Here is a 23,421-nt window from a genome sequence, read left to right as displayed (position 1 = left end):
CACCTCCTGTAGCGACGCTATTGTGTAGCCTCGCTACACATGGCGGTCAACGTAGCCGCCTGGCACGGCGTCCGCAACACAAAGCCATTGCCGGGCAGGAGAGTTGGGCGGGGCACGGACCGCGCCGGGGAACGCGAAGAGCCCCTGGCGGGAGCGGCATCCGTCCGTGGATGCCGCCCCCACCAGGGGCTCTGATCGTGGTGTTAAACGGTGTTACGCGGTGTTGCGCGGTGTTGCGCGGTGTTGCGCGGTGTTGCGCGATGCTGCGGAACGCGGACGCTACGGGGAACCGGCTCCCCGCATCACCGAGAGGAAACGCTTCAGGGCCAGCCCGAAGTAGGCGCCGGCCAGCAGGGTCAGGGCCGCCGCGACGGAGACCATCGGCCAGTCCAGGGATTCGGGGTGGCTCAGGCCCCTGTTGAGCATCAGCAGGATCAGCGCACCCAGCACGCAGAGCAGTCCGATGAGAGCCGCGAGCGTCCCGGTCGTGACCCCGCGGTCCCGCCGGGCGTCCGCCGCCTCGATGCCACTGCCCTTGCGGAGCCCGGAGACGGCTCCCGCCAGGGAGAGCACACAGCCGAACGCGACGACCGACAACCCCACCAGCAGCAACGGCGGATGTCGGTACGCCCACGGCCCGGGCGGACCCCCGAGCATGGCGGACGCCCAGGTCGCCGCGAGCAGCGGCAGCGCGCACACGGCGCGCACGGACAAGTGGTTGGCTCTGATCCGCAGCGTGGCGTCGTTGTAGGCCCGTGCCACCTCGGTGGGCGGACCCCACTCCCGGACGGCGCGCTGCGCGGCCTCCTCGGCGTCGGGACAGTGCTCCAGATTGCTCTCGGTCGCACACTCCAGGCCGTCCAGCACCTCATCGAGGATCGCCGACCGCCTGGAAGACGGTCCGACGAGGTGCTCGGCGATGCGGGCGGTGTAGCGCCGCAGTACCGCCGCTTCCGTCACGCCCCGCCTCCGAGCACCACCGAGATGATCGAGGAGACCTCCCGCCATGCCGTGCGCTTGTCGGCCAGGGCGCGGCGGCCGGCCGTGGTGAGGAAGTAGTTGCGGCGGCGGCGGCCGTTGAAGGTCGACCACTCGCTGCCGACCAGCCCCGCGGCCTCCAGCCGGTGCAGGGCCGGATAGACCGTCCCCGTAGGGAGGTTGATCGCGTCCCCGCTGCGCCGCTTGAGCTCTTCGATGACGGCATACCCGTGCTGCTCTCCGGGCTCCAGCACGGCCAGCAGCATGCCTTCCAGGTTGCCTCGCAAGGTCTCTGCCTTCATGTCGCCACACTACACATCGGGGCCGGAACCGGACCCGGCGCTCGCCCCGGCGCCTCCCGCTCGGGCTGCGCCAGCCGGGATCGAGGCCGGGATCGGGGCCTGGATCGGGGCCGGCGCCCGGGTGCCCCTGGCGCCGATCAGGGACAGCAGCGGCCCCGTCATCGCCGTCGTCATCAGGGCCATCACGACCATCAGGGAATACAGCGAGCCGTCCAGCAGCCCGAGTTCCAGACCCACTCCGAGGATCACCAGCTCGGTCAGGCCCCGGGTGTTCATCAGCGCCGCCAGGGTGGCCGAGTCCCTCTTGCCCAGGGACTGCGAGCGCGCGCCCAGGTAGGTGCCGCCGAGCTTCCCGCCGATCGCGACGAGCAGGATGACGCCGAACTCGGCCAGTCCTTCGATCCCCACGCCCCGCAGGTCCACCTTGAGGCCCGCCACCACGAAGTACACGGGGAGCAGCAGGAAGGTGATCTGGCCGGTGCGTTCGAGGATCTGCTCGCGCAGCAGGTCCACGCCCTCGCGGGGCATCAGCGCACCGAACAGGAAGGCGCCGAAGATGTGGTGCATCCCCATAGCCTCGGTGGCCGCCGCGGAGAGGAGCGCCCCGACGATCACGAGGGCCAGGATCGTCTGGGTGAGGGGCTTCTCGGTACCGCCCGGCGCGAACATCCTGCGCAGCAGTGGCCGCAGGGCCAGCAGTACTCCCGCCAACGGGATCAGCAGGGCCACCATCCAGTAGTCCGCGGCGCCGCCGGCCACCGCCTGCACGCCGCCGAGTGCCGACCAGGCCGCCACGTCGACGACCGCCGCCGTGGCCAGCGCGAGACCCCCGATCGCCGTACGGGACAGCTCCCGGCTGACGAGGATCCGGGCAAGGACGGGAAAGGCGGTCACCGATACCGACAGGCCCATGAACACCACGAATGCGGCCCGCTGTTCGGTGGGGTGGTGGCGCAGCACGTAGAAGGCGAGGAGGGCGCCGAGGGCGAACGGCACGAGGGTCGATCCGACGGCCGCTCCGAGGGTTGCCCGGACCCTGCCGCGCAGGAAGCGGTGCTCCAGTTCCAGACCGACGGCGAACATGAACAGCGTGACCCCGACGTTCGCCAGGCCGGCCAGCAGGGGCCGCACGTCGGCCGGGAAGAGGCGGTCCGTGGCCAAGTCGCCCAAGAGGGTGGGCCCGAGGAGGATCCCGGCGAGGATCTCACCCACGACGGGCGGCTGGCCGACGCGGGCGGCCAGAGCGCCCAGCCCGCGGGCGAGCATCAGGATCAGCGCGATGTCCAGCAGGAGCAACTGCACTTGATGGCTGGTCATTGGGGCACGAACCTCGACCTCCCCGTGGGCCGTCACGCGCACAGCGCGCGGATTCCGCTCCCCACGCTACGCACGGCCCACACGCCGCGGCCAACCCCCGACCCTACGCCGCCGCGATTTGCGGAACTCGACAACGGCTCCCGATTTGGCGGGTGTTACGGAGATCAGCCCGCCGGGGCCCACTGGGCCAGGAGGGCTTCGGCCGTGGTGATGGCCGCGACGAGGGAGAGGGAGTTGCGGATCACCTCGGCGGTCCAGGCGGCGGGCACCCCGGCGATGGCGTCGGACGGGACCACGACCTGGTAGCCGAGGTTGACCGCGTCGAAGACGGTGTTCGGGATCGCGATGTTGGAGGAGACCCCGGTGACGACGAGGGTGCGGATGCCGAGATTGCGCAGCAGCGCGTCCAGGTCGGTGCCCGCCATCGGGGAGAGCCCGTGCAGCCGGCGGACCACGAGGTCCTGCTCGGCGACGGTGATGGGCGCGGCGACCTCCACGGCCGGGCTCCCGGTCAGCTGGCGCACGGGCAGCCTCCCGGCGGCCCGGAACAGCCGGGCGTTGCTGTTGGCCCCGAGCCCGTCCGGCCGCCGCTCGGCGACCGCGTGCAGCACCTGCACCCCGGCCCCGCGCGCGGCCTCGACCAGCGCGGCGACCCGGTCCAGCATGCCGGAGTCCCGGGCCTCCTTCGCCAGTTCCGGCAGGGCGCTCTCCTCGCCGACGACGCCGCTCTGGCACTCGACGGTGAGCAGTGCGGTGGTGGCGGGATCGAGATCGGCCATGGCTCCCCCTGGCGTGGCGACGGAAGAGCACGCATGATTCCTGACACATAGTCAGATGTGAAGGGGCGCGGACCATATGGACAGGACACCCGTGGACGGCACACCCGTGGACAGCACACCCGTGGACAGGGCGCAGCGGCGGGGCCGCCGCATCATGATGACCGACGAGGAGACGAACGCCTTCCTGCGCGAGCAGCGCACCTGCCGGGTGGCCACGGTCTCCCCCGACGGGCGCCCGCACGTGGGCGCCCTCTGGTTCGTCTGGGACGGCACCTCCCTGTGGCTGTACTCGATCACCCGCAGCCGCCGCTGGTCCGACCTCCGCAAGGACCCCCGCATCTCGGTGGTCGTGGACGCCGGTGAGGCCTACGACGAACTGCGCGGGGTGGAACTGTCCGGCACGGCCGTCTTCGTGGGCGAGGCCCCGCGTACGGGCGAGCCGTGCGGGGAACTGGCCGAGCCGGAGCGGCTCTTCCCCGTCAAGAACTTCGGCATCACGGAGATGCCGCACGACGGACGGCACGCCTGGATCCGGCTGACACCGGACTCGATCGTGTCCTGGGACTTCCGCAAGATCTAGGCCGAAGCCGAAGCCGAAGCCGTGGCCGCGGCCACCCGCTTCAGGGCCTCGACGGCGGCCCGGATCGACGGCCGGCGGTCGGCGTCCGCCCGCCAGACGACGTACACGTGGCGCCGGACGCTGTCGCGCACCGGCAGCAGCCGGACCCCCGGCGGCACGGGACCGCGCCCCAGCCGGGGGGCCACGCACACGCCCAGTCCGGCCTCCACGAAGGCCAGTTGGGTGTGGTGCTCCTCCGCGATGTGCGTGATCCGGGGCTCGATGCCGGTACCGCGCAGGGTGGAGACGAGCCACTCGTGGCAGAACTGCCCCTCGGTCCAGGAGATCCAGTCGTCCTCGCCGAACTCGGCCAGGGAGATCCCGTCGCACCCGGCCAGCGGATGCCCCGCAGGCACCGCGATGTCCAGGGTGTCGTCCAGGAGGTGGGCCCGCGTGAGCTCGACCGGTACGGGCATCCGCTTGTTGTGCCAGTCGATGGCGAGGGCCATGTCGAGGTCGCCCCGCACCACGGCGGCCATGCTCTCCTCCGGCTCCTGCTCCTTCACCCGGGGCCGCAGTTCGGGGTGCTCGGCACGCAGCTCCGCCAGGACCTGCGGCAGCAGCCCCCGCATGGCGGTCGCGAAGGCGCCGATCCGCAGCTCGCCGACCGCACACCCGCGGCGGGCTTCGACATCGGCCTGGGCGAGCTCGACCTGGGAGATGATCCGGGCGGCGTGCTCGGCGAGGAGCCGGCCGGCATCGGTGAGCCGGACCCCGCGCCCGTTCTTGGCCAGGAGCGGCTGGCCGACCTCCCGTTCCAGTTTCGCCATCTGCTGGGACACGGCGGAGGTGGTGACATGGAGCCCGTCGGCGGCGCCGCTGACGGAGCCGTGGCGGGCGAGGGCATCGAGGGTGCGCAGCCGCTCCAAGTTCAACATGTAAGCAATCCTACGACGTCACCCCCAACAACTTTCGCTTGCCCTACGAGGTTGCACGGGCCAAGGTTGCTGTCATGAGCGCCCCCAGCACCCCGGTCCCGTCCCTGCCCCCGACCGCCACCACCGCGGCCACCTCCACCGCCAATGCCACCGCGGCCACCGCCACCGCCACCGCCACCACGATGGCGCCCGCCACCGCCCGGCTGGACTGGCGCCTGCGCTTCGCGGTCCTCTCGGTGATCTGGGGCTTCAGCTTCCTGCTGATCAAGGTGGGCACGGAGGCGTACGCCCCGTTCCAGGTCGCCCTCGGCCGGGTCTTCTTCGGCGCGCTGGCCCTGCTCACGGTGCTCCTGATCCGCCGCGAGCCGCTTCCCCGGGGCCGGCGCACCTGGGCCCACCTGTCGGTGGCGGCGCTGCTGCTCAACACCGCCCCGTTCTCGCTCTTCGCGTACGCGGAACTGAGCATCCCCTCCAGCCTCGCCGGCATCTGCAACGCCACCTCGCCGCTGTGGGGCATGGCCCTCTCGCTGGTCGCGCTCTCCGAGGACCGCCCGACGCGCCGCCGCTTCGCCGGCCTGGGCCTGGGCTTCATCGGTGTCCTGACCGTCCTCGGCGCGTGGCAGGGCTTCTCGGGCCTCGACGCCAAGGGCACCGCGCTCGCCCTGCTGGCCGCGCTCTGCTACCCGATCGGCTGGATCTACGTACGCCGCACCCTGGCCTCGACCCCGGGCTCCCCGGTCGCCCTGACCGGCGCGCAGCTCCTGGTCTCCACGCTCCAACTGGCGGCGGTCAGCGTCCTGTTCACCTCGGCCCCCACCTCGTTCCCGCTCTGGCCGACCCTGTCGGTGATCGCCCTGGGCGCCCTGGGCACGGGCATGGCCCTGCAGATGCAGTACGGCCTGGTCACGGAGATCGGCCCGACCACCGCGCAGATGGTCACGTACTTCATCCCGGTCATCGCGACGACGGCGGGCGTCCTCCTCCTGGACGAGCAGCTCCACTGGAACACCCCGGTGGGCGCGGCCGTCGTCCTGGCCGGCGCGGCCCTCACCCAGACCCGGCGCCGCTGAGGCCTGCCCTTCGGATCAGGGACGGATCGGGAGGGGGCCCGCCGCCGCGCGGCACCCCGCCGTCAGTCCAGCCGCCCCCCGGCCGCCGGGCGCACGGCCGAGGCCACCGCCTCCGCCAGCCCCGGTACGTCCGCCAGGGACAGCGCCGACATCGTCATCCGCACGGCCGGCCCCGATTCCACCCGGAACCGGGCCCCCGGAGCGACCGCCCAGCCGGCGCCCAGCAGTCGTGTCACCACCGCCGTCTCCTCGGCGACGGGCACCCACACGTTCATCCCGCTCCGCCCCTGGGCGCGCACCCCGCGCCGGGCCAGCGCCGCGACCAGTCCGTCCCGGCGCTCCCCGTAGGACCGCGCGACCGCCGCATGGTCGACCGCTCCGGCGTTCCACAGCTCCACCGCCGTGTACTGCAGCAGCCTGCTCACCCACCCGGGGCCCAGCCGCTGCCGCCCCCGGACCCGGTCGAGGGTGACCCCGTCGCCGGTCAGCACGGCGAGCCGCAGATCGGGGGCGTACGCCTTCGCGGTGGAGCGGATCAGCACCCAGTGACGTGTCACCCCGCCCAGCACGTTCAGCGGCAGGTCCACGATCCCGTGTCCGTGGTCGTCGTCGATGACCAGTACGTCCGGGTGCCCGGCGAGCACGGCCCGCAGTTCCGCGGCCCGCTCCGCGCTCACCACCGCCCCGGTCGGGTTCTGCGCCCGGGCCGTCACGAGCAGCGCCCGGACCCCCTGCGCCAGCGCCCGTTCCACCGCGTCGGGCAGCGGCCCGTCGTCGTCCACGGCCACGGGCACCACCCGTAGCCCCAGCGCCGGGACGAGGTCGAGCACGCTCCCCCACCCCGGGTCCTCGACCGCCACCGCGTCCCCGGGCCGCAGGTGCGCGGCCAGCACCCGTTCGACGCCGTCCAGCGCGCCCGAGGTCACCGCCACCTCCCCGGTCGGCACCCCGTCCGCGTCGAAGGCGGCCCTGGCGAGCCGCGCCAGCTCCGGAACGACCGGGTCCTGGCCGTAGAGCGTCGGCTGCGCGGCGTACCGGCGCGCCGCGCCCGCCAGCGCGGCGTCCAGCGCGGGCAGCAGCCGCACGTCCGGGTTGCCGGAGACGAGGTCGCGCACCCCCGCCGGGACGGCCATCCGCAGCTGGTCGCGCGGGGCGGTCGCCGGGCGGGCCCGCACCCGGCTGCCGCGCCGCCCGTCGGTCTCGATGACCCCGCGTTCGCGCAGCGTGCGGTACGCGGCGGCCACGGTGTTGGGGTTCACCCCCAGCACGCCCGCGAGCTCCCGCATCGGCGGCAACAACGCTCCCGGCGCGAGCGCGCCCGAGGCGACGCCCGCTTCCACACTCGCGGCGATTTCCGATGCGCGCCGCCCGATGATCAGATACTCTCCTAGCACAAAGGCAAGTATGCACTAATACAACGGAGTCCGCACGATGAGCGTCACGCCTGCCCCCGAGACCACCACGGAGACGTCGACGGCAGCGGCCTCGACGGCGCCCTCCAATGCGTCGCCCGCCGGGTACGCGCCCACCGAACGTACCGTCCCGACCCGGTCCCGCGACCGCGCCCGCTACGACCGCGAGACCGTGCACTCGATACTCGACCAGGCCTACCTGTGCCACCTCGGCTTCGTCCGCGACGGCGCCCCGGTGGTCCTGCCGACCCTCTTCGGCCGGGTGGGCGAGGCCCTCTACATCCACGGCTCCACGGGCTCGCGCCCCCTCCTGGCGGCCGGCAAGGCCGACCCGGGGCTGCCGGTCTGCGTGACCGTGACGCACGTCGACGGCCTGGTTCTGGCCCGCTCCGCCTTCCACCACTCGCTCAACTACCGCTCGGTGGTCGTACACGGCACCGCCTACGAGGTGACCGACCCCGAGGAGCGCAGGATCGCCCTCGACGCCCTCGTCGACCAGGTCGTCCCGGGCCGCTCGGCCGACTCGCGGCCGGCGAACGCCAAGGAGCTCGCGGCCACGGCCGTGATCCGCCTCGACCTGAACGAGGTGTCCGCGAAGCTCCGTACGGGCGGGCCGAACGACGACCCCGAGGACCTGGCGCTGCCGTTCTGGACGGGCGTGGTCCCGGTCGCGCCGGCGTACGGGACCCCGGTCCCGGCCGCCGACCTCGCCGCGGGCATCGCCGTCCCGGACTACGTCACCGCGCTCTGACGACCACTTCATCGACAAGGGCGGGCCGGACCTCCGGCCCGCCCTCCGGCGCGTCCGCGGCCCCGGTGTCCACCGGCCGCCGCCACTCGGCGGCGATCAGCGCCCCGACCGCCGTCAGCAGGAGTACGGTGCCCAGCACCACCGGCCCGGTCAGCCGCTCCCCGAGCACCAGAACGGCGATCGCCGCCGCGCCGACGGGCTCGATCAGCATGATCACGGACACCGTCGCGGCCCGCACCGCGGCGGCCCCGCTGAAGTAGAGCGCGTAGGCCAGCGCGGTCGGCACGGTGGCCATGTACGCGAGCAGCCAGAGCACCCGGACGGGCTCCGCGGTGTGCGGCATCAGGCCCTCCACCAGGGCGAACGGCAGCAGGCACACCGTGCCGACCCCGACCGACCAGACGGTGGTGACCAGCGGGTCCCCGCCGGTCCCGCGCCGCCCGAGCAGCCTGGCCCGCAGGGTCATGGCCCCGTAGCCGGCGGCCGACAGCAGCGCCCAGCCGACACCGAGCGGCCGCACCTCGCCGCCGCCGCCGCTGCCGAGGACGAGCACGGCCAGCCCGGCCAGCGCCCCGCCGACCGCGAGGATCCCGCCCCGGCCGAGCCGCTCCCCCATCCAGTACCGGGCCCCGAGCGCGATGAGCACGGGCCCGGATCCGAGGGTGACGACGGTGGCCACGGCGAGGCCGGTCTCGCGCACGGCGGCGAAGTACGCGGACTGGAAGAGGGTGAACATCAGCCCGGTCCCGATCAGCGACCCCACCGAGGCCCGCGCCCGGACGGCGCCCGCCCTGGCGGCACCCGCCCTGGCGGCGCCCCGCGGGCGACGGCGTACGGCGAGTACCCCGAGCAGCACCGCCAGCCCGCCCGCGCACCGCCAGAACGACAGGGCGAGCGGACCGAGGTCACTGGCGAGGTAGAGCAGCGAGGCCGCCGCCCCCGCCGTGCCCCAGGCGGTTCCGGCGATGACGAGGAAGAGCAGACTGCGCCCGGTGGCGGGCATGTGGTCGGACTGGACCGACTGAATCGACTGAATCGACACGAGAGTTCTCCGCGCATGCGTGAAGGATGAAAGGAGCAGGTCATCGCTTCGCGGGCAGCGCGAATCCGCCCGGGTCACGGCCCGGGCCGGGTTCTCCTACGTGGTGGCAGCCGCCCGCGCTAGGCGGCGGGAGGCGGAAGCACGGTCGACAGCATGATCGCGATCCTAGACCTTGCTCGGATCGCGGTCCAGGGCCGCCACCGGCTCCGCGACCCCGGGCGCGACCTTCCGGGAGGTCTGCGCGATGAAGGCCCCGCCCAGCACCAGGGCGCCGCCGATGATCTGCCAGGTCGAGAGGTGCTCGCCGAGGAGCACCCAGGCCAGTACGGTCGCCACGACCGCCTCCAGGCAGGCCACCACGCCCGCGACCTGCGGCGACAGCTTGCGCACGGAGACCACACCCGTCAGGTACGCGAAGACGGTCGCGATCAGCACCACCCAGCCGAGCAGCACCGGCGCGGGCACCATCAGGTCCCCGAGCGCCGCGTCGCCGCCCAGCACCTGCCAGTCGATCTGCCAGGGCCGGGCGATCACGGTCATCACGAGGGTGCCGACGATCATGCCGTACGCGATCATGCCCATCGGGTCGGGCACGTCGTCCCCGTCGCTGCCCTGGTCGGCGAAGACGAAGTAGAAGGCCTGGCAGCAGGCTGCCGCGAGGCCGAGCAGCACGCCGAGCAGGTCGAGGCTGAGCCCGGCCCAGATCTGCACCACGCAGGCGAGCCCCACGACGGCCACGGCGGCGCCGGCCGCGGCGGCCCGGGTCACGGGCCTGCGCTGCACGAAGCGGATCCAGCCGAGCAGGAGCGCCGGGCCGAGGTACTCCAGCAGGAGGGCCACGCCGACCGGGATCCGCGACAGCGAGGCGAAGTAGAAGGCCTGGACCCCGGCCACGGCGACGATCCCGAAGCCTGCGAGCAGCAGGGGTTTGCTGCGTACGAGATCGCGATGGCGCCAGGCCAGCGGGGACAGCACGAGCGCCGCCCCGGCCACCCTGAGCCAGACCATGTGGAGCGGGTCCAGACCCGCCTCGATCAGCGGCTTCGCCGCAACACCCGAACCACCGAACGCGATCGCCGAAATGAGGGCGAGGCCCAGTCCGGCATGTCTCCCTGACGCTTGCATTCGGACATCATGGCAGGCCCGGTCAGGAGCGACAGACCCGTGACACCTGTTGAGACGCTCCCGAGACCGACCCGACACCGGCCGGGTCCGCACCCGCTTCCCACCGACCTCCCCACCCGCCCCGCTCCGCAATATCTGACAGGTCGTCAGTCTTGAATGTTGCGTCCGCCGGGACTACCTTCCGCCGCACGTACCTGACGAGAAGGGGTGGTCGCATGGCTGAAGTCACCGCGGAATCACGCATCGAGGCGTCCGCCGCGAAGCTCTGGTCCCAGCTGACCGACTGGGACGCTTACGGCCAGTGGAGCATGACCCACACCAACTTCCCGAAGGGCGGCCCCGAGACCCTGGCGGTGGGATCCACCTTCGCCGAGAACATGAAGATGATGGGCTTCCCCGCCGAGGTCCTGTGGACGGTTTCGGAGCTGGAGGACGAGCGCGTCTTCGCGATCACCGGCAAGGGTCCGATGGGCGTGGCCGTCCTGACCCGCTACACCCTGATCCCGGACGGCGGGGCCACCACGGTCCGCATCGACGGCGAGTTCACCGGAGCCGCGGTCTCCCTCATGGCGGGCAAGCTCAAGGACTCGGCCACCGCCGCCCTGAACGAGTCGCTCCGCAAGCTCTCCGGCCTGGTCGCCTGACCACCGCTCCGGGTCGAGCAGGTCCGTACGCACACCGGCACCCACACGCACACGCACATGACGGCGCGCCCCGCGAGAATCCTCGCGGGGCGCGCCGTCATGTGGTGCGGGAGGTCCCGCCGACGCGCACTCAGTGCTCGTCGGCCAGGATCAGGTAGAGCTTCTTGCGGGCGTCGTTGATGACGGCGAGGGCCTTCTCCCGCTGCGCGGGAGTGCCGGTCTTGAAGACCTGGCCGTAGGCCTCCATCAGGCCGAATCCGGCCGTCCGGACCTCGTTCATCGCCTCGAAGTCGAAGCCCCGGCCGGCCTCCTCCCAGGGGGCGTCCGGGCCGGACTCGGCCTCGGCGCGGCCGGCATCGGTGAGCGTGAACAGCTTCTTGCCGCCCTCGCTCTCGCTGGTGATGAGACCCTCGTCCTCCAGGAGCTGCAGGGTCGGGTAGACCGACCCCGGGCTGGGCTTCCACGCCCCGCCGCTGCGCTCGCCGATCTCCTGGATCATCTCGTAACCGTGCATGGGCCGGTCGGTGAGCAGCGCCAGGATGGAGGCGCGCACATCACCCCGCCGGGCCCGGCCGCGCGGTCCACCGCGCCCGCCACGCCCACCGAAGGGCCCGCCTCCAAAGGGCGGCCCGAACGGCCCGAAGGCGGCGCGCCGCCCCTGAAACTCCTCCCGACGGTCCGGCCCGCAGTGGCCGTGACCCCGTCCGTGCTCATGTCCGTGGTCGTGTCCGTGCTGTCCGTGTGAACGCATGACTGCGCTCCTTTCCTCATTCGGTACTCGTAGTCGCTGTTGCGATGTCTCCACTATCGCTGACCCATCGCGATGCGTCAACGATATATCGGAAACTCCCTCAACGAACACAGCCCGGACCACCGCATGACCACGTCCTGCCTCACCGATCCTTGACCGATCTCACCGAGGTTCGACCACGGCCTCGTCCGTCTCATCGAATCTCGATGGATGGAAACGATGCAGGCTGGATACGGTGCGGGCATGCCTGAGCTCCTCCCTGCCGACGTGGTCGAGGTGCTCGGTGTCCTTCTCGGCGGGGAGGACCCCGTCCACGTGGCGCTCCGTGTTCACATCCCCCATCTGCGGGTGCGGGATCGGTGCACGTGCGGGTGCGGCACCGCGTACTTCGATCTCGACAGGAGCTTGGTCACCCCGGCACCGTCCGGCTCGGGCACGGTGGTGGCGGCGGAGGCCCAGATCGTCACGGAGGACGGGGAATGCCCCGGTGAGGTCTTGGTGTTCGCTCAGTCCGGCTACCTGGCATGGCTGGAGATCTGTTCCTGGAGCGACGACATCGAGGTAACACTGGCCCTGGCCCGGCAAGTGCTGGAGCGGCCTTTCACCGTTCGGGCTCGGGGGCGAGGTCTTCAGCAAGGAGTTCCCCATGGTGGCCTTCACCGCACCGGCCGACGCGGACTTCACCGGGATCAAGGCACTCCTGACCCACGGGGAGGAGCAGGGTTGGTGGCACTACGAAGTCGGCTGCGGCACCGACGAGTGGTGGAACGCCTGACCTCGACGAGATCACCGCGGCGGTGCTGCACCCATCCGGCCCGAGCCCGGCCACCCGAACAGTCCAGTCATCCCGGATTGGCCTTTGCGGCCGCCTCCGCCGCGTCCCTACGGTCGGTGACATGCGCATCCGAATCGTCGACGCCTTCACCGACCGCCCCTTCGGCGGCAACCCCGCCGGAGTCCTCCTGCTCGACGGCGGGTTCCCCCCGGACGCCTGGCTCCAGCAGGTCGCCGCCGAGGTCAACCTCTCCGAGACCGCCTTCGCCCATCCGCTCCCGCCCGGCGGTGAGGCGGACTGGGCGCTGCGCTGGTTCACCCCGACCGCCGAGGTCGACATGTGCGGCCACGCGACGCTGGCCACCGCCCACGTCCTGGCCACCAGCGGCCTCACGACGGGGACGGTCCGCTTCTCGGCACGCTGCGGGATCCTGAAGGTCACGGCCGAGGAGGACGGGACCCTGGTCATGGACTTCCCGACCTCCTCCCTGACCGAGGTCGACCCGGACGCCGCCGTCGAGCGCGCGCTCGGCGCCACGGCCAAGTCGGTCCACGACACCTCCGCGCACATCGGAGACCTCGTGGTGGAGCTGGCCGACGAGCGGACCGTACGGGAACTCGCGCCGGACCTGGCCGCCCTGCGCGGCTACTCCCGGCGCGGGGTCATCGTGACCGCGGCGGCCGAGGACCCCTCCCGCGGCTACGACTTCGTCTCGCGCGGCTTCTTCCCCGCCCTCGGCATCGACGAGGACCCGGTGACCGGCAGCGCCCACACCGCCCTGGCCCCCTTCTGGGCGCGGCGGCTGGGCCGCACGGAGCTGGTCGGCCTCCAGGGCGGAGCCCGCACCGGCCTGGTCGGGGTCCGGCTGCTGGGCGACCGTACGCTGCTGATCGGGCGCGCGGTCACGGTCGTCGACGGCGAGCTGCTCAGCGCACCGTAAGCGGCCGGGCGGTGCGCCTACGGGGTGGGCAGCCAGCCCACCTTGCCCGCCAGCAGGGCGTACCCGCCGAAGGCCACGATGTCGAGCAGCGCGTGCGCGACGACGAGCGGGCCCACCCGGCCCCAGCGCCGGTAGGCGAGGACGAAGACGACGCCCATCACGACGTTGCCGATGAATCCGCCGATGCCCTGGTAGAGGTGGTACGAGCCGCGCAGCACGGAGCTGGCGAGCAGCGCGGCCATCGGCGACCAGCCGAGCTGGTCGAGCCGGCGCAGCAGGTAGGCCAGCACGATGACCTCCTCCACCACGGAGTTCTGCACCGCGGAGAGGATCAGCACGGGGAACTTCCACCACACGTCGGGCAGTGCCTCCGGCACCACCGTGAGGTTGAAGCCGGTCGCCCGGGCCCCCAGGTAGAAGGCCAGTCCCGCGCTGCCGATGCCGGCGGCGACGAGGGCTCCCCGGCCCAGGTCCCACCAGGGCCGGGTGCGGTCGAAGCCCAGCACCTTCAGCCCGGGCGCGCCCTCACGGGTCAGCAGGTGCGCGACGAGCAGGACGGGGACGAGGGCGCTCGCGATGCCGAAGAGCTGCCAGGCCAGGTCCAGCCAGGGCCGCCCGGGGGCGTACGAGCCGTTGAGCGTGGCGGCCTGGTCCTTGAGCCCGCCCGGCTTGGTCAGCGAGCCGATGAAACTGATCAGCGCCGAGACGCCGCTCGCGCCCAGGGACAGCGCGAGCACGAGCAGCGTCTCGGAGCGCAGCATCCCGCGCCCCTTCGGGCCCTCGCCGAGTTCGAGCTCCCCGACCACCGGTTCCGGCTCCGTCCGCACGCCCGTCTCCCGTCCCGCCACCGCCGTGACATCTCGGCTGCGACATCTCGCGGGGCGCCCCGCCCCGATCACCCCATACTGCCTCCTCCACGGGGCAAGGGGATCACTGGGCGGGACCGGGCGGGACGAGGCGGGACCGGGCAGGCCCGGGATTCAGCAGGAAATCAGTCCGCGGCCGCCTGTCCCGCCGCCGCGGCGCCACCCCCCAGCCCCACCGGCCAGGTGTGCACGGGATCGCCCCGGTGGCTGAGCTCGCTGTAGCGGCGCGTGGTCGCGGCCAGAGCCGCGTCCCGCTCCAGCCCGTCCGCGAGCGCCCGGTGGTACGTGTCCACCTGCCAGGTGGCTCCGTTCACCCGGCGCCGGCACCGCTCCTCGATGATGCCGAGGTAGTGGTCCCGGTCGGCGGGCTCGATGCCCCACGCGTCCAGTCCGGCGGCCGCCATCGGAAGCAGCTCCTCCAGCACCAGCCGCACCGCGGGCACGCTCGCCAATCCCCCGCCCCGGCCCCGGCGCGGCCAGCGCAGCCGGGCGTCGATGCCGTAGCGGCAGGCCGCGTCGAAGTTGGCCTCCGCCTCCGCGAAGGGCAGCCGGCTCCACACCGGGCGCTGCTCGTCCGCGAGCGTCCGTACGAGCCCGTAGTAGAAGGCCGCGTTGGCGACGACGTCGGCCACCGTCGGACCGGCCGGCAGGACCCTGTTCTCCACGCGCAGGTGCGGTACCCCGTCGGCCACCCCGTAGACGGGCCGGTTCCAGCGGTAGACGGTGCCGTTGTGCAGCACCAGCTCCTGCAGGCTCGGCACCCCGCCCTCGGCGAGCACCCGCAGCGGCTCCTCCTCGTCGCAGATGGGCAGCAGGGCCGGGAAGTAGCGGACGTTCTCGGCGAAGAGCTCGTACGCCGAGTCCACCCACCGCTCGCCGAACCAGGTGCGCGGGCGCACCCCCTGCGCCTGGAGCTCGGGCGGCCGGGTGTCGGTGGCCTGCTGGAAGAGCGGCGGCCGCGACTCCCGCCACAGCTCCCGCCCGAACAGGAAGGGCGAGTTGGCCCCGACGGCTATCTGTACGGCCGCGACCGCCTGGGCCGCGTTCCACACGTCGGCGAACCGGGCCGGCGTCACCTGCAGGTGCAGTTGTACGGAGGTGCAGGCGGCCTCCGGCACGATCGACCCGGAGGTCCAGGTCAGGCGCTCGACCCCGTCGATGTCGAGCACGAAGTCCTCGCCCCGCATCATCAGGATCTGCTCGTTGAGCAGGGAGTAGCGGTCCACCGCCGAGAGGTTGGCGGTGACCAGGTCGGTGCGCGAGATCGTCGGCAGAATTCCGATCATGACCACCCCGGCGCCGACCTCCAGGGCCTGCCGGTGGGCATAGCCGAGACCCGCGCTCAGTTCCTCGGCGAGCTGGTCGAATACCCGGCCGCCGAGCCGGTGCGGGAGGACGTTCACCTCCAGGTTGAACATTCCCAGTTCCGTCTGGAAATCGTTGCTCGCAATACGCTCGAGGACCTGCGCATTCACCATTCTCGGCAACCCGTCGGCACCTGCGAGATTCAACTCGATCTCCAGCCCCATCATGTTCTTGGGGCGATCGAACCTCTTCTCCTCCAGAAGTCGCTCCAGTACCTCCAGGCACTCGTGAAGCTTCCTCCGGTACCGTTGCCGATCGGACAGGTCGAATCCGCCCGCCACGACCTTCTCCCCCATCGGAGCGTCCCTCCTCGACTGGGCCTGGGCAGCGTGGAATGGATCCGCCCCCAGGCGCGCGTTACGGTCGATGATGCCCCGGCGGCGTGATCGATAACGCGGAAGGGGCGTGACTGGCGGGGAGCGCGCGCCGGTTTGGCCGACAGGCGCTTTGGCACATTCACCTGGCAAGGGCTCATGCGCAAATACAGCGTAGACCTTGCCGGTTATCGATAACCGACGCTTTTCAGCCGAGCCCCCATCCGGTAACCTCCGAGGTCAGCGCGGAAATTTTGCGCGCACCCGGCATGAATGCCACGTCAGCGGGACCGGTAAGCGCCTTGTCGGCAATAGGCGGGACAGCTAGCCGAAACACTGCGTGAACACATGTCAGATAAACTCCGCATGCGAGGCAGAGAGTTGGCGCGCGGCCATTGCCCCTCAGCCCCCCTCTGACCCCAGAATGCGACAGCGCCGTCCGCACCCCGCACCCGCCCCGTTCCACAGGTCTCCCAAGTGAGAGGCGACCCACCATGCCGCTGCACGTCCCTCCGGCTCCCGCGCCCGCCCTGCGCAGCGTCCTCGCGGCCCTCGGCTCCCCCACCGCCGTCCACGAGGCGCACACACCGGCCCTGCGCGCCCTCCAGGGGCCGATGACCGCCGAACTGCCGTTGCCCGTCCACGTTCTGGACCGGCTGCACGTCTCCGGCCTGACCGCCGGCGGCAGGCCGCCGCGCACCCGCCTGACCGGCTGGCGGTTCCTGATCCGCAGCGGCGACCGCTACGTCGCGGCGGCCGACACCCGGCTGACCCCGGACGGGTGGACCTTCTCCCACTTCTTCGAAGGCCCCTACGTCGCCGCCACCGAACGCGCGCTGCGCCAGGCCGAATCGCTCGGCAAGAACTACCAGCCGCGCCTTCTGTCCGTACCGGAGCTGTACATGCTGACCCTGTGGCTGCACGGATCGGTGGGCGCCGACGCCTCCGCCGGGCTCCCGGCCGCCGCCGACCTCTTGGTGCCGCTGGCGCCCGCACCGCCCGGCATCGCCGCCTACCGGCCGCACCCCGTGTCCGAACTGCTGCCCGTACTGACCCATCGGCTCACGCCGACGGCGCCCCCGGTCCCGCCTTCCATGGCCGCTCCGGCCGCCTGATCCGACCCCTGGCCGGTTCTGCCCATTCGGCCTAGCCCACTCGGGCCCCCAGCGAACCATCCGAAATGACAGGGGAGTTGACCTGAACCGCCCGCACGGGTGATGCGTCATCAATCTATGAGGACAGCTGCCGGGAAATCCCTGCGGACCCGGTGCCGTGGGGGAACACTGGGGACCCTGACCGAGCCAAATCGTTGATACGGGGGGCGGCCATGACCAACGCATCGAGCCGCAGCACACAGACCACACCGCAGCGAAAGAACGCATCCATGTGCCAGCACAAGCCAGCATGCCCGACCGCCGACTCCGCCGACAGGGAGGCCGCGCACCCCGTGGCCGTTCACCCGGAACAGGGCTGGAGCCTGCTGTGCAACGGCGTCCTGCTGTTCGAGGACACCGGTGAGCTGCTGCCGGACGGCCAGATCATCGCCCCGCACCGCGCTCTCGCGGCGACGCAGGTGATGAAGGCGGCCTAGCCGACGACGCGAACGAAAGGGGCCGGCCCAGGAGAGAACTCCCGGACCGGCCCCTTCGTCATGTCACCGGATCAGTTGCCGACCGATGGTCGACCCGTCGCCGATCAGTTGTCGTACTCGTCCAGCGGCGGGCAGGAGCACACCAGGTTCCGGTCACCGAAGGCGCCGTCGATGCGGCGCACCGGCGGCCAGTACTTCTCCGCGGCCGACACACCGCCCGGGAAGACGGCCTCGTCGCGGGTGTACGGGTGGTTCCACTCGCCGCCCAGCGCCGCCGCCGTGTGCGGGGAGTTGGCCAGCGGGTTGTCGTCGACCGGCCATTCGCCGCCCGCGACCCGCTCGATCTCGGCGCGGATGGCGATCATCGCGTCGCAGAAGCGGTCGATCTCGGCGAGGTCCTCGGACTCCGTCGGCTCGATCATGAGCGTGCCGGCGACCGGGAAGGACATGGTCGGCGCGTGGAACCCGTAGTCGATCAGGCGCTTGGCGATGTCGTCGATGCTCACGCCCGTCGCCTTCGACAGGGGGCGCATGTCGATGATGCACTCGTGCGCGACCAGGTTGCCCGGGCCGGTGTAGAGCACCGGGTAGTGCGGCTCCAGGCGCTTGGCGATGTAGTTGGCGCCGAGCACCGCGACCTGGGTGGCGCGCTTGAGGCCCTCGCCGCCCATCAGGCGCACGTACGACCAGGAGATCGGCAGGATGCCGGCCGAGCCCCACGGAGCGGCCGAGATCGGACCGACGCCCGTCTCGGGACCGGCGGTCGGCTGGAGCGGGTGGTTGGGCAGGTACGGGGCCAGGTGCGCCCGGACACCGACCGGGCCGACGCCCGGGCCGCCGCCGCCGTGCGGGATGCAGAAGGTCTTGTGCAGGTTCAGGTGCGAGACGTCGCCGCCGAAGTGACCCGGCTTGGCCAGGCCCACCAGGGCGTTGAGGTTGGCGCCGTCCACGTAGACCTGGCCGCCGGCGTCGTGCACCTGGGCGCAGATGTCGGCGACGTGCTCCTCGAACACACCGTGCGTGGAGGGGTACGTGATCATCAGCACGGCGAGCTCGTCGCGGTACTGCTCGATCTTGGCGCGCAGGTCGTCCGCGTCCACCTCGCCGTCGTCGGCGGTCTTGACGACGACGACCTTCATGCCGGCCATCACGGCGCTCGCGGCGTTGGTGCCGTGCGCGGAGGACGGGATGAGGCAGACGGTGCGCTGCTCGTTGCCGTTCGCCCGGTGGTAGGCGCGGACGGCCAGCAGGCCGGCGAGCTCACCCTGGGAGCCGGCGTTCGGCTGAATGGAGACCTTGTCGTATCCGGTGACCTCGCAGAGACGTTCCTCCAGCTCGGTGATGAGCGTGAGGTACCCCTCGGCCTGCTCGACCGGAGCGAACGGGTGCAACTGGCCGAATTCGGGCCAGGTGACCGACTCCATTTCGGTGGTCGCGTTGAGCTTCATGGTGCAGGAGCCCAGCGGGATCATGCCGCGGTCCAGCGCGTAGTCCTTGTCGGACAGCTTGCGCAGGTAGCGCAGCATCGCCGTCTCGGACCGGTGCTGGTGGAAGACCGGGTGGGTCAGGTACGCGTCCTCGCGCAGCAGCCCCTCGGGAAGCGCGTCGGCCGTGGTGGCGTCGAGCGCCTCCAGGTCGGCGGTGACCCCGAAGGCCGCCCACACCGCGTCCACGTCGGCGCGCAGGGTGGTCTCGTCACATGCGGCGGAGACCAGGTCGGCGTCGACCTGGTACAGGTTGACCCCGCCCTCGCGGGCCGCGGCCACGACCTCGGCGGCCCGGCCCGGGACGCGCGCGGTGATGGTGTCGAAGTAGGCGCCGTGCACGATCTCGACCCCGCCGGCCGTCAGACCGGCGGCGAGCAGGGCGGCGTAGCGGTGGGTGCGGCGGGCGATCGTCCGCAGCCCGTCCGGGCCGTGGTAGACGGCGTACATGCCGGCCATGACGGCGAGGAGCACCTGCGCGGTACAGATGTTGCTGGTGGCCTTCTCGCGGCGGATGTGCTGCTCACGGGTCTGCAGCGCCAGACGGTAGGCCTTGTTGCCGTCCGCGTCCACGGAGACGCCGACGAGGCGGCCGGGCAGCGAGCGGGCGTGCTTGGCCTGGACGGCCATGTAGCCGGCGTGCGGTCCGCCGAAGCCCATCGGGACGCCGAAGCGCTGGGTGGTACCCACCGCGATGTCCGCGCCCAGCTCACCCGGGGAGGTCAGCAGGGTCAGGGCGAGCAGGTCGGCGGAGACGGCGACGATGGCGCCGAGCGCGTGCGCCTGCTCGATGACCGGCTTGATCTCCCGCACGGCGCCGGAAGCACCCGGGTACTGGAGGAGCACGCCGTAGACGCCGCGCTCGGCGATCTCGGCCGGGATCCCGTCGCTCAGGTCGGCGACGACGACCTCGATGCCGATCGGCTCGGCGCGGGTCTGGATCACCGCGATGGTCTGCGGCAGCGCGTCGGCGTCGACGAGGAAGATGTTGCCCTTGGCCTTGCCCACGCGGCGGGCCAGGGTCATGGCCTCGGCGGCCGCCGTGCCCTCGTCGAGCAGGGAGGCGCCGGAGGTCGGCAGCCCGGTCAGCTCAGCGACGACGGTCTGGAAGTTCAGCAGGGCTTCGAGGCGGCCCTGGGAGATCTCCGGCTGGTACGGCGTGTACGCCGTGTACCAGGCCGGGTTCTCCATGACGTTGCGCAGGATCACCGGCGGCGTGAAGGTGCCGTAGTAACCCAGGCCGATCATGGACGAGAGGACCTGGTTGCGGTCGGCGAGCTGACGCAGCTCGGCGAGCACCTCGGCCTCGGTCCGCGCCTCGGGCAGGTTCAGCGCGGCAGTGGTCTTGATCACATCCGGTACCGCGGCGGCGGTGAGCTCGTCGAGGGAGCCGTAGCCCACCTGAGCGAGCATCTTCGCCTGCGCCTCGGCATCCGGGCCGATGTGGCGCTGCTCGAAGGGGATGCCTCGCTCCAGCTGGGAGAGCGAAATGCGGTTGGCGGTCATGTACGGAGGCCTCCTGGTCGTACGACCTGCGAGGGGCACCACGGCGCGGGCACCCGGACGGCCTCCCCCTCTGTCATCACAACCTGAGAGCTTCACCGGGCCGCGCGGGGGTCGCCCACGAGATCCGGCTTTCACCGTCGGTGAGGAGAGGGACCGGCACTGCGCGCCCGGTTCCCGCACCTGCTTTCCAGAGTGGCCTCACCACGTGCGGTACGTATGCCTGAGAGATTCCGGGGAGGATTTGCTCCTTCGGCGCCTCCGTCTCACTCACTCGGAGGACTCTCCCGCACAGGGTCAACAGCCGTCACCCAGCCTACCAGCGAGGATCTGGGCACCTCCCTCGAGTGGCCCCCTCTCCGGAAATGCACTTTTGTAGTGCTTACGGAGGAGTTGCGCCCAAATGGAGGGACCGGACCGTGCAGACCGACATCGATCCCCGCAGCCTGATCGGCCGCAAGGCGTTCGACCGCAATGGCACCAAGATCGGCACCGTCGACGAGGTCTACCTCGACGACGCCACGGGCGTCCCGGAATGGGCCGCCGTACGCACCGGACTCTTCAGCCGGGACGCCTTCGTCCCGCTGGAGCCGAGCGAGATGGTGGGCGACACCCTGCGCGTGCCCTTCGAGCGCTCCCTCATCAAGGACGCCCCCGACTTCGGCGTCGGCCGCCACCTCTCCCCCGAACAGGAGCTGCAGCTCTACCACCACTACGGCCTGGACCTGACCCTCCCCTCCGACTTCCAGCACGACTTCGGCCACAAGACCCCCGACACCCCCTGACCCCAACGGCCACCCCAGCAACCCCGGCCACTCCAGCCCCTCAGGGGGCCGCTCCAGCCTCTCGGGGGGCCATTCCAACAACCCCGGGGGCCACTCCAGCCCCTCCGAAGGCCACACCAGCCTCTCGGGGGGCCATTCCAGCAACCCCGGGGCCCACTCCAGCCCCTCCGAAGGCCGCCCCAGCAACCCCCGGCCATTCCAGCTCCTCCGGAGGCCACTCCAGTAACCCCTGGGGCCACTCCAGCCCCTCCGGAGGCCACCCCATCCCCTCGGGGGGCCACTCCAGCTCCTCCGGGGGCCGCTACCGCCCCTCCGGGGAGACTCCAGCCCCTCCGGCGTTTGAGGAGCGGGGGTCCGGGGGCAGGCCCCCGGGAACGGCGCCGCACGCTGCAAGGGGTCCGGGCGAAGCCCGGGGAACGGTGGAAGGGCGGGTAGGGGACAGCAGCCCCGCAGGGCGGCCCCACCCCCTACCCAGTCCCCACCCCATCCCCCCCGACCCCCAAGGCCTGGTCCCCGACCAACGGCATCGGATCGGACGGCTCCAACTCGGGATCGTCCACCAGAAACGTCCGCACCCGGCCGGGCCGGGATCCGGGCTGCTCGAACCGTACGGTCACCCGCCCGACCCCACTGCCCTGCACCCACCCGGGCCCGTACACCGCATGCCGCACATCACCCCCGGCCGCCCACCGCCGCTCAGGCACGCCCTCGACACCCTCCAGACCCACCCCACCCCCACGCCCCGACTCAGCCCCCAGCCCGTGCCCGGGGCCCTGCCCCACGCCCAGACCCTGCCCGCCGGCCTCCCCCTCCGCCGATCCGGCACCCGGCCCCTGCCCAGCAGCCCCACCCAGACCCGCCACGGCCCCCCGCCCGGCACCACTCCCCAGGCCCTGGACCCGGACCTCGGCCTCCTGCCCCCCGCCGGCACGATCCGCATCGGGATCCACATCGGGGTCCGCATCCGGATCCAGGCCAAGGCCAGCGCCAGCGCCGAGCCCCGGCCCCGCAGCCGACCCCTCACCCGCCCCGGCCCGCGCAGCCATCGCATCGGCGAACGCGAACAGGTCCTCCTGCGTATAGTCCGCCAGCCCTGTCACCCCCACCCCCAGCAGCCGCACCCCGCCCGTGGTGTCCACAGCCTCCAGCAGCCGCCCGGCAGCCTCCCGCACCACCGCGGGGTCATCCGTGGGCCCCCGCAGGGTCTCCGAGCGGGTCAGCGTGGAGAAGTCGTAGCGCCGCACCTTGAGCACGATGGTCCGCCCCGAGTGCCCCGACCCCCGCAGCCGCTCCACACACCGGTCGGAGAGCCGCTGCACCTCGTTCCGGATCCGCACCCGGTCGTGCAGGTCCACGTCGAAGGTGTCCTCCACCGAAACGGACTTCGCATCGCGCTCGGCGACCACCGGCCGCTCGTCCACACCCAGCGCCATCCGGTACAGCCCGACGCCGTGCGAGCGCCCCACCATCCGGACCAGTTCGTCCTCGCCGGCTCCCGCCAGCTCCCCCACCGTGGTGATCCCGGCCCGCCGCAGGTGCTCCCCGGTGGCCGGCCCCACCCCGGGCAGGGTCCGTACCGACATCGGTGCGAGGTGCGCCCGCTCCGTGCCGACCTCGATCAGCAGCAGTCCGGCCGGCTTGGCTTCCTCGGAGGCGACCTTGGCCAGCATCTTGGACCCCGCGAGCCCCACCGAACCGCTCAGCCCGGTCGCGGCGGCGATATCGGCCCTCAGCCGCTCGCCGACGGCCCGCGCGGCCTCGGAGTCGAAGGCGACGCCGCCGGCCTCAAGGTCCACGAAGGCCTCGTCCAGGCTCAGCGGCTCCACGAGGGGGGAAAGCTCCCGGAGCATCCCCATGACCGTGTCGCTGACCTCGCGGTACAGGCTGAAGCGCGGAATCAGGCACGCGCCGTTGGGGCAGAGGCGCCGTGCCTGGGCCATCGGCATGGCGGAATGCACCCCGAAGCGCCTTGCCTCGTAGGAGGCGGTGGCGACGACCCCGCGCGGCCCGAGCCCGCCGACGATGACGGCCTTGCCGCGCAGGCTCGGCTTCGACGCCTGCTCCACGGAAGCGTAGAAGGCGTCCATGTCCAGGTGCAGGATGGTCGGCGCGGCTCTCACAGCTCCGATG

At 72.0% G+C, this 23,421-nt stretch carries 21 protein-coding genes, 1 pseudogene and 1 riboswitch; of the genes and pseudogenes, 9 read left to right on the top strand and 13 right to left on the bottom strand.

All coding sequences use genetic code 11. The annotated features are described in order from the left end of the window. Positions 1-279: 279 nt before the first annotated feature. The 4 genes from OHA37_RS32955 to OHA37_RS32940 form a co-directional block, all read right to left on the bottom strand. Positions 280-960, bottom strand: a complete 681-nt coding sequence (locus tag OHA37_RS32955; protein WP_266910697.1) for a hypothetical protein — start codon at positions 958-960, stop codon at positions 280-282. After that, complete coding sequence (locus tag OHA37_RS32950; RefSeq protein WP_266910695.1) at positions 957-1,280, bottom strand: PadR family transcriptional regulator; 324 nt, start codon at positions 1,278-1,280, stop codon at positions 957-959. Before OHA37_RS32950 ends, OHA37_RS32955 begins: the two co-directional genes overlap by 4 nt. A gap of 9 nt (positions 1,281-1,289) precedes the next feature. Next, on the bottom strand, positions 1,290-2,597 hold the full coding sequence (locus OHA37_RS32945; protein ID WP_266910693.1) for a cation:proton antiporter: 1,308 nt from the start codon (positions 2,595-2,597) through the stop codon (positions 1,290-1,292). A gap of 164 nt (positions 2,598-2,761) precedes the next feature. Next, positions 2,762-3,376: a cysteine hydrolase gene (locus tag OHA37_RS32940; RefSeq protein ID WP_266910691.1), complete on the bottom strand. Its 615-nt coding sequence runs from the start codon at positions 3,374-3,376 to the stop codon at positions 2,762-2,764. A gap of 121 nt (positions 3,377-3,497) precedes the next feature. On the opposite strand from OHA37_RS32940, the gene OHA37_RS32935 reads away from it, so the two are divergent. After that, positions 3,498-3,956, top strand: coding sequence for a pyridoxamine 5'-phosphate oxidase family protein (locus OHA37_RS32935; RefSeq protein ID WP_266913290.1), 459 nt, complete (start codon positions 3,498-3,500; stop codon positions 3,954-3,956). Here OHA37_RS32935 and OHA37_RS32930 read toward each other — a convergent pair. Next, complete coding sequence (locus OHA37_RS32930) at positions 3,953-4,873, bottom strand: LysR family transcriptional regulator (RefSeq protein ID WP_266910689.1); 921 nt, start codon at positions 4,871-4,873, stop codon at positions 3,953-3,955. The two genes, OHA37_RS32935 and OHA37_RS32930, sit on opposite strands and share 4 nt — an antisense overlap. A gap of 74 nt (positions 4,874-4,947) precedes the next feature. Here OHA37_RS32930 and OHA37_RS32925 point away from each other — a divergent pair, with 74 nt between their 5' ends. Further along, positions 4,948-5,943, top strand: coding sequence for a DMT family transporter (locus tag OHA37_RS32925; RefSeq protein ID WP_266910687.1), 996 nt, complete (start codon positions 4,948-4,950; stop codon positions 5,941-5,943). 62 nt (positions 5,944-6,005) lie between these two features. On the opposite strand, the gene OHA37_RS32920 is transcribed toward OHA37_RS32925, so the two are convergent. Next, positions 6,006-7,337, bottom strand: coding sequence for an aminotransferase class I/II-fold pyridoxal phosphate-dependent enzyme (locus OHA37_RS32920; RefSeq protein WP_266910685.1), 1,332 nt, complete (start codon positions 7,335-7,337; stop codon positions 6,006-6,008). A gap of 37 nt (positions 7,338-7,374) precedes the next feature. Here OHA37_RS32920 and OHA37_RS32915 point away from each other — a divergent pair, with 37 nt between their 5' ends. Further along, entirely contained in the window at positions 7,375-8,106 is a 732-nt protein-coding gene (locus OHA37_RS32915) for a pyridoxamine 5'-phosphate oxidase family protein (protein WP_266910683.1), read from the top strand. On the opposite strand, the gene OHA37_RS32910 is transcribed toward OHA37_RS32915, so the two are convergent. After that, complete coding sequence (locus OHA37_RS32910; RefSeq protein WP_266913288.1) at positions 8,093-9,109, bottom strand: DMT family transporter; 1,017 nt, start codon at positions 9,107-9,109, stop codon at positions 8,093-8,095. The two genes, OHA37_RS32915 and OHA37_RS32910, sit on opposite strands and share 14 nt — an antisense overlap. Positions 9,110-9,313: 204 nt before the next feature. Continuing rightward, on the bottom strand, positions 9,314-10,273 hold the full coding sequence (locus OHA37_RS32905; RefSeq protein ID WP_266910681.1) for an EamA family transporter: 960 nt from the start codon (positions 10,271-10,273) through the stop codon (positions 9,314-9,316). A gap of 215 nt (positions 10,274-10,488) precedes the next feature. On the opposite strand from OHA37_RS32905, the gene OHA37_RS32900 reads away from it, so the two are divergent. After that, positions 10,489-10,917 (top strand): type II toxin-antitoxin system Rv0910 family toxin, encoded by a 429-nt coding sequence (locus OHA37_RS32900; RefSeq protein ID WP_266910679.1) that lies wholly within the window; start codon positions 10,489-10,491, stop codon positions 10,915-10,917. A 130-nt stretch (positions 10,918-11,047) separates the two neighbouring features. On the opposite strand, the gene OHA37_RS32895 is transcribed toward OHA37_RS32900, so the two are convergent. Then, the gene (locus tag OHA37_RS32895) at positions 11,048-11,668 is read right to left on the bottom strand and encodes a PadR family transcriptional regulator (RefSeq protein ID WP_266910677.1); all 621 of its coding nucleotides are present in this window, start codon (positions 11,666-11,668) and stop codon (positions 11,048-11,050) included. 598 nt (positions 11,669-12,266) lie between these two features. Here OHA37_RS32895 and OHA37_RS32890 point away from each other — a divergent pair. Both OHA37_RS32890 and OHA37_RS32885 read left to right on the top strand, forming a co-directional pair. Beyond that, positions 12,267-12,443: pseudogene (locus OHA37_RS32890) on the top strand (DUF4265 domain-containing protein); the annotation flags it as partial. A gap of 121 nt (positions 12,444-12,564) precedes the next feature. Next, positions 12,565-13,383, top strand: a complete 819-nt coding sequence (locus OHA37_RS32885; RefSeq protein WP_266910675.1) for a PhzF family phenazine biosynthesis protein — start codon at positions 12,565-12,567, stop codon at positions 13,381-13,383. 17 nt (positions 13,384-13,400) lie between these two features. Here the strand turns inward: OHA37_RS32885 and OHA37_RS32880 are convergent, their stop codons facing one another. Together OHA37_RS32880 and OHA37_RS32875 are read right to left on the bottom strand one after the other, a co-directional pair. Further along, a complete protein-coding gene (locus OHA37_RS32880) occupies positions 13,401-14,144 on the bottom strand; it encodes a CPBP family intramembrane glutamic endopeptidase (RefSeq protein ID WP_266913286.1) in 744 nt (247 codons plus the stop codon). Between the two features lie 230 nt (positions 14,145-14,374). Continuing rightward, positions 14,375-15,910 (bottom strand): glutamate-cysteine ligase family protein, encoded by a 1,536-nt coding sequence (locus OHA37_RS32875; RefSeq protein ID WP_266910673.1) that lies wholly within the window; start codon positions 15,908-15,910, stop codon positions 14,375-14,377. A gap of 512 nt (positions 15,911-16,422) precedes the next feature. Here OHA37_RS32875 and OHA37_RS32870 point away from each other — a divergent pair. Then, positions 16,423-17,043 carry a hypothetical protein gene (locus OHA37_RS32870; protein ID WP_266910671.1) on the top strand — a complete coding sequence of 207 codons (621 nt, stop codon included), beginning with the start codon at positions 16,423-16,425 and terminating at the stop codon, positions 17,041-17,043. Between the two features lie 269 nt (positions 17,044-17,312). Continuing rightward, on the top strand, positions 17,313-17,519 hold the full coding sequence (locus OHA37_RS32865; protein WP_323182384.1) for a DUF5999 family protein: 207 nt from the start codon (positions 17,313-17,315) through the stop codon (positions 17,517-17,519). A gap of 104 nt (positions 17,520-17,623) precedes the next feature. Here OHA37_RS32865 and gcvP read toward each other — a convergent pair whose 3' ends face one another. Continuing rightward, a complete protein-coding gene (gcvP, locus tag OHA37_RS32860) occupies positions 17,624-20,509 on the bottom strand; it encodes an aminomethyl-transferring glycine dehydrogenase (protein WP_266910667.1) in 2,886 nt (961 codons plus the stop codon). A gap of 198 nt (positions 20,510-20,707) precedes the next feature. Continuing rightward, positions 20,708-20,806: riboswitch (glycine riboswitch) on the bottom strand. A gap of 119 nt (positions 20,807-20,925) precedes the next feature. Here gcvP and OHA37_RS32855 point away from each other — a divergent pair. Next, entirely contained in the window at positions 20,926-21,291 is a 366-nt protein-coding gene (locus tag OHA37_RS32855) for a PRC-barrel domain-containing protein (RefSeq protein WP_266910665.1), read from the top strand. Positions 21,292-21,758: 467 nt separating this feature from the next. Here OHA37_RS32855 and OHA37_RS32850 read toward each other — a convergent pair whose 3' ends face one another. Further along, the gene (locus OHA37_RS32850) at positions 21,759-23,411 is read right to left on the bottom strand and encodes a DNA polymerase IV (protein ID WP_266910663.1); all 1,653 of its coding nucleotides are present in this window, start codon (positions 23,409-23,411) and stop codon (positions 21,759-21,761) included. Positions 23,412-23,421 lie beyond the last annotated feature (10 nt).

Origin of the sequence: Streptomyces sp. NBC_00335 (assembly GCF_036127095.1) — a bacterium.
In the GTDB taxonomy this organism is placed as follows: Bacteria; Actinomycetota; Actinomycetes; order Streptomycetales; family Streptomycetaceae; genus Streptomyces.
Note: the sequence above shows the minus strand (reverse complement) of the source record. Positions and strands in the feature narration are given on the sequence as shown.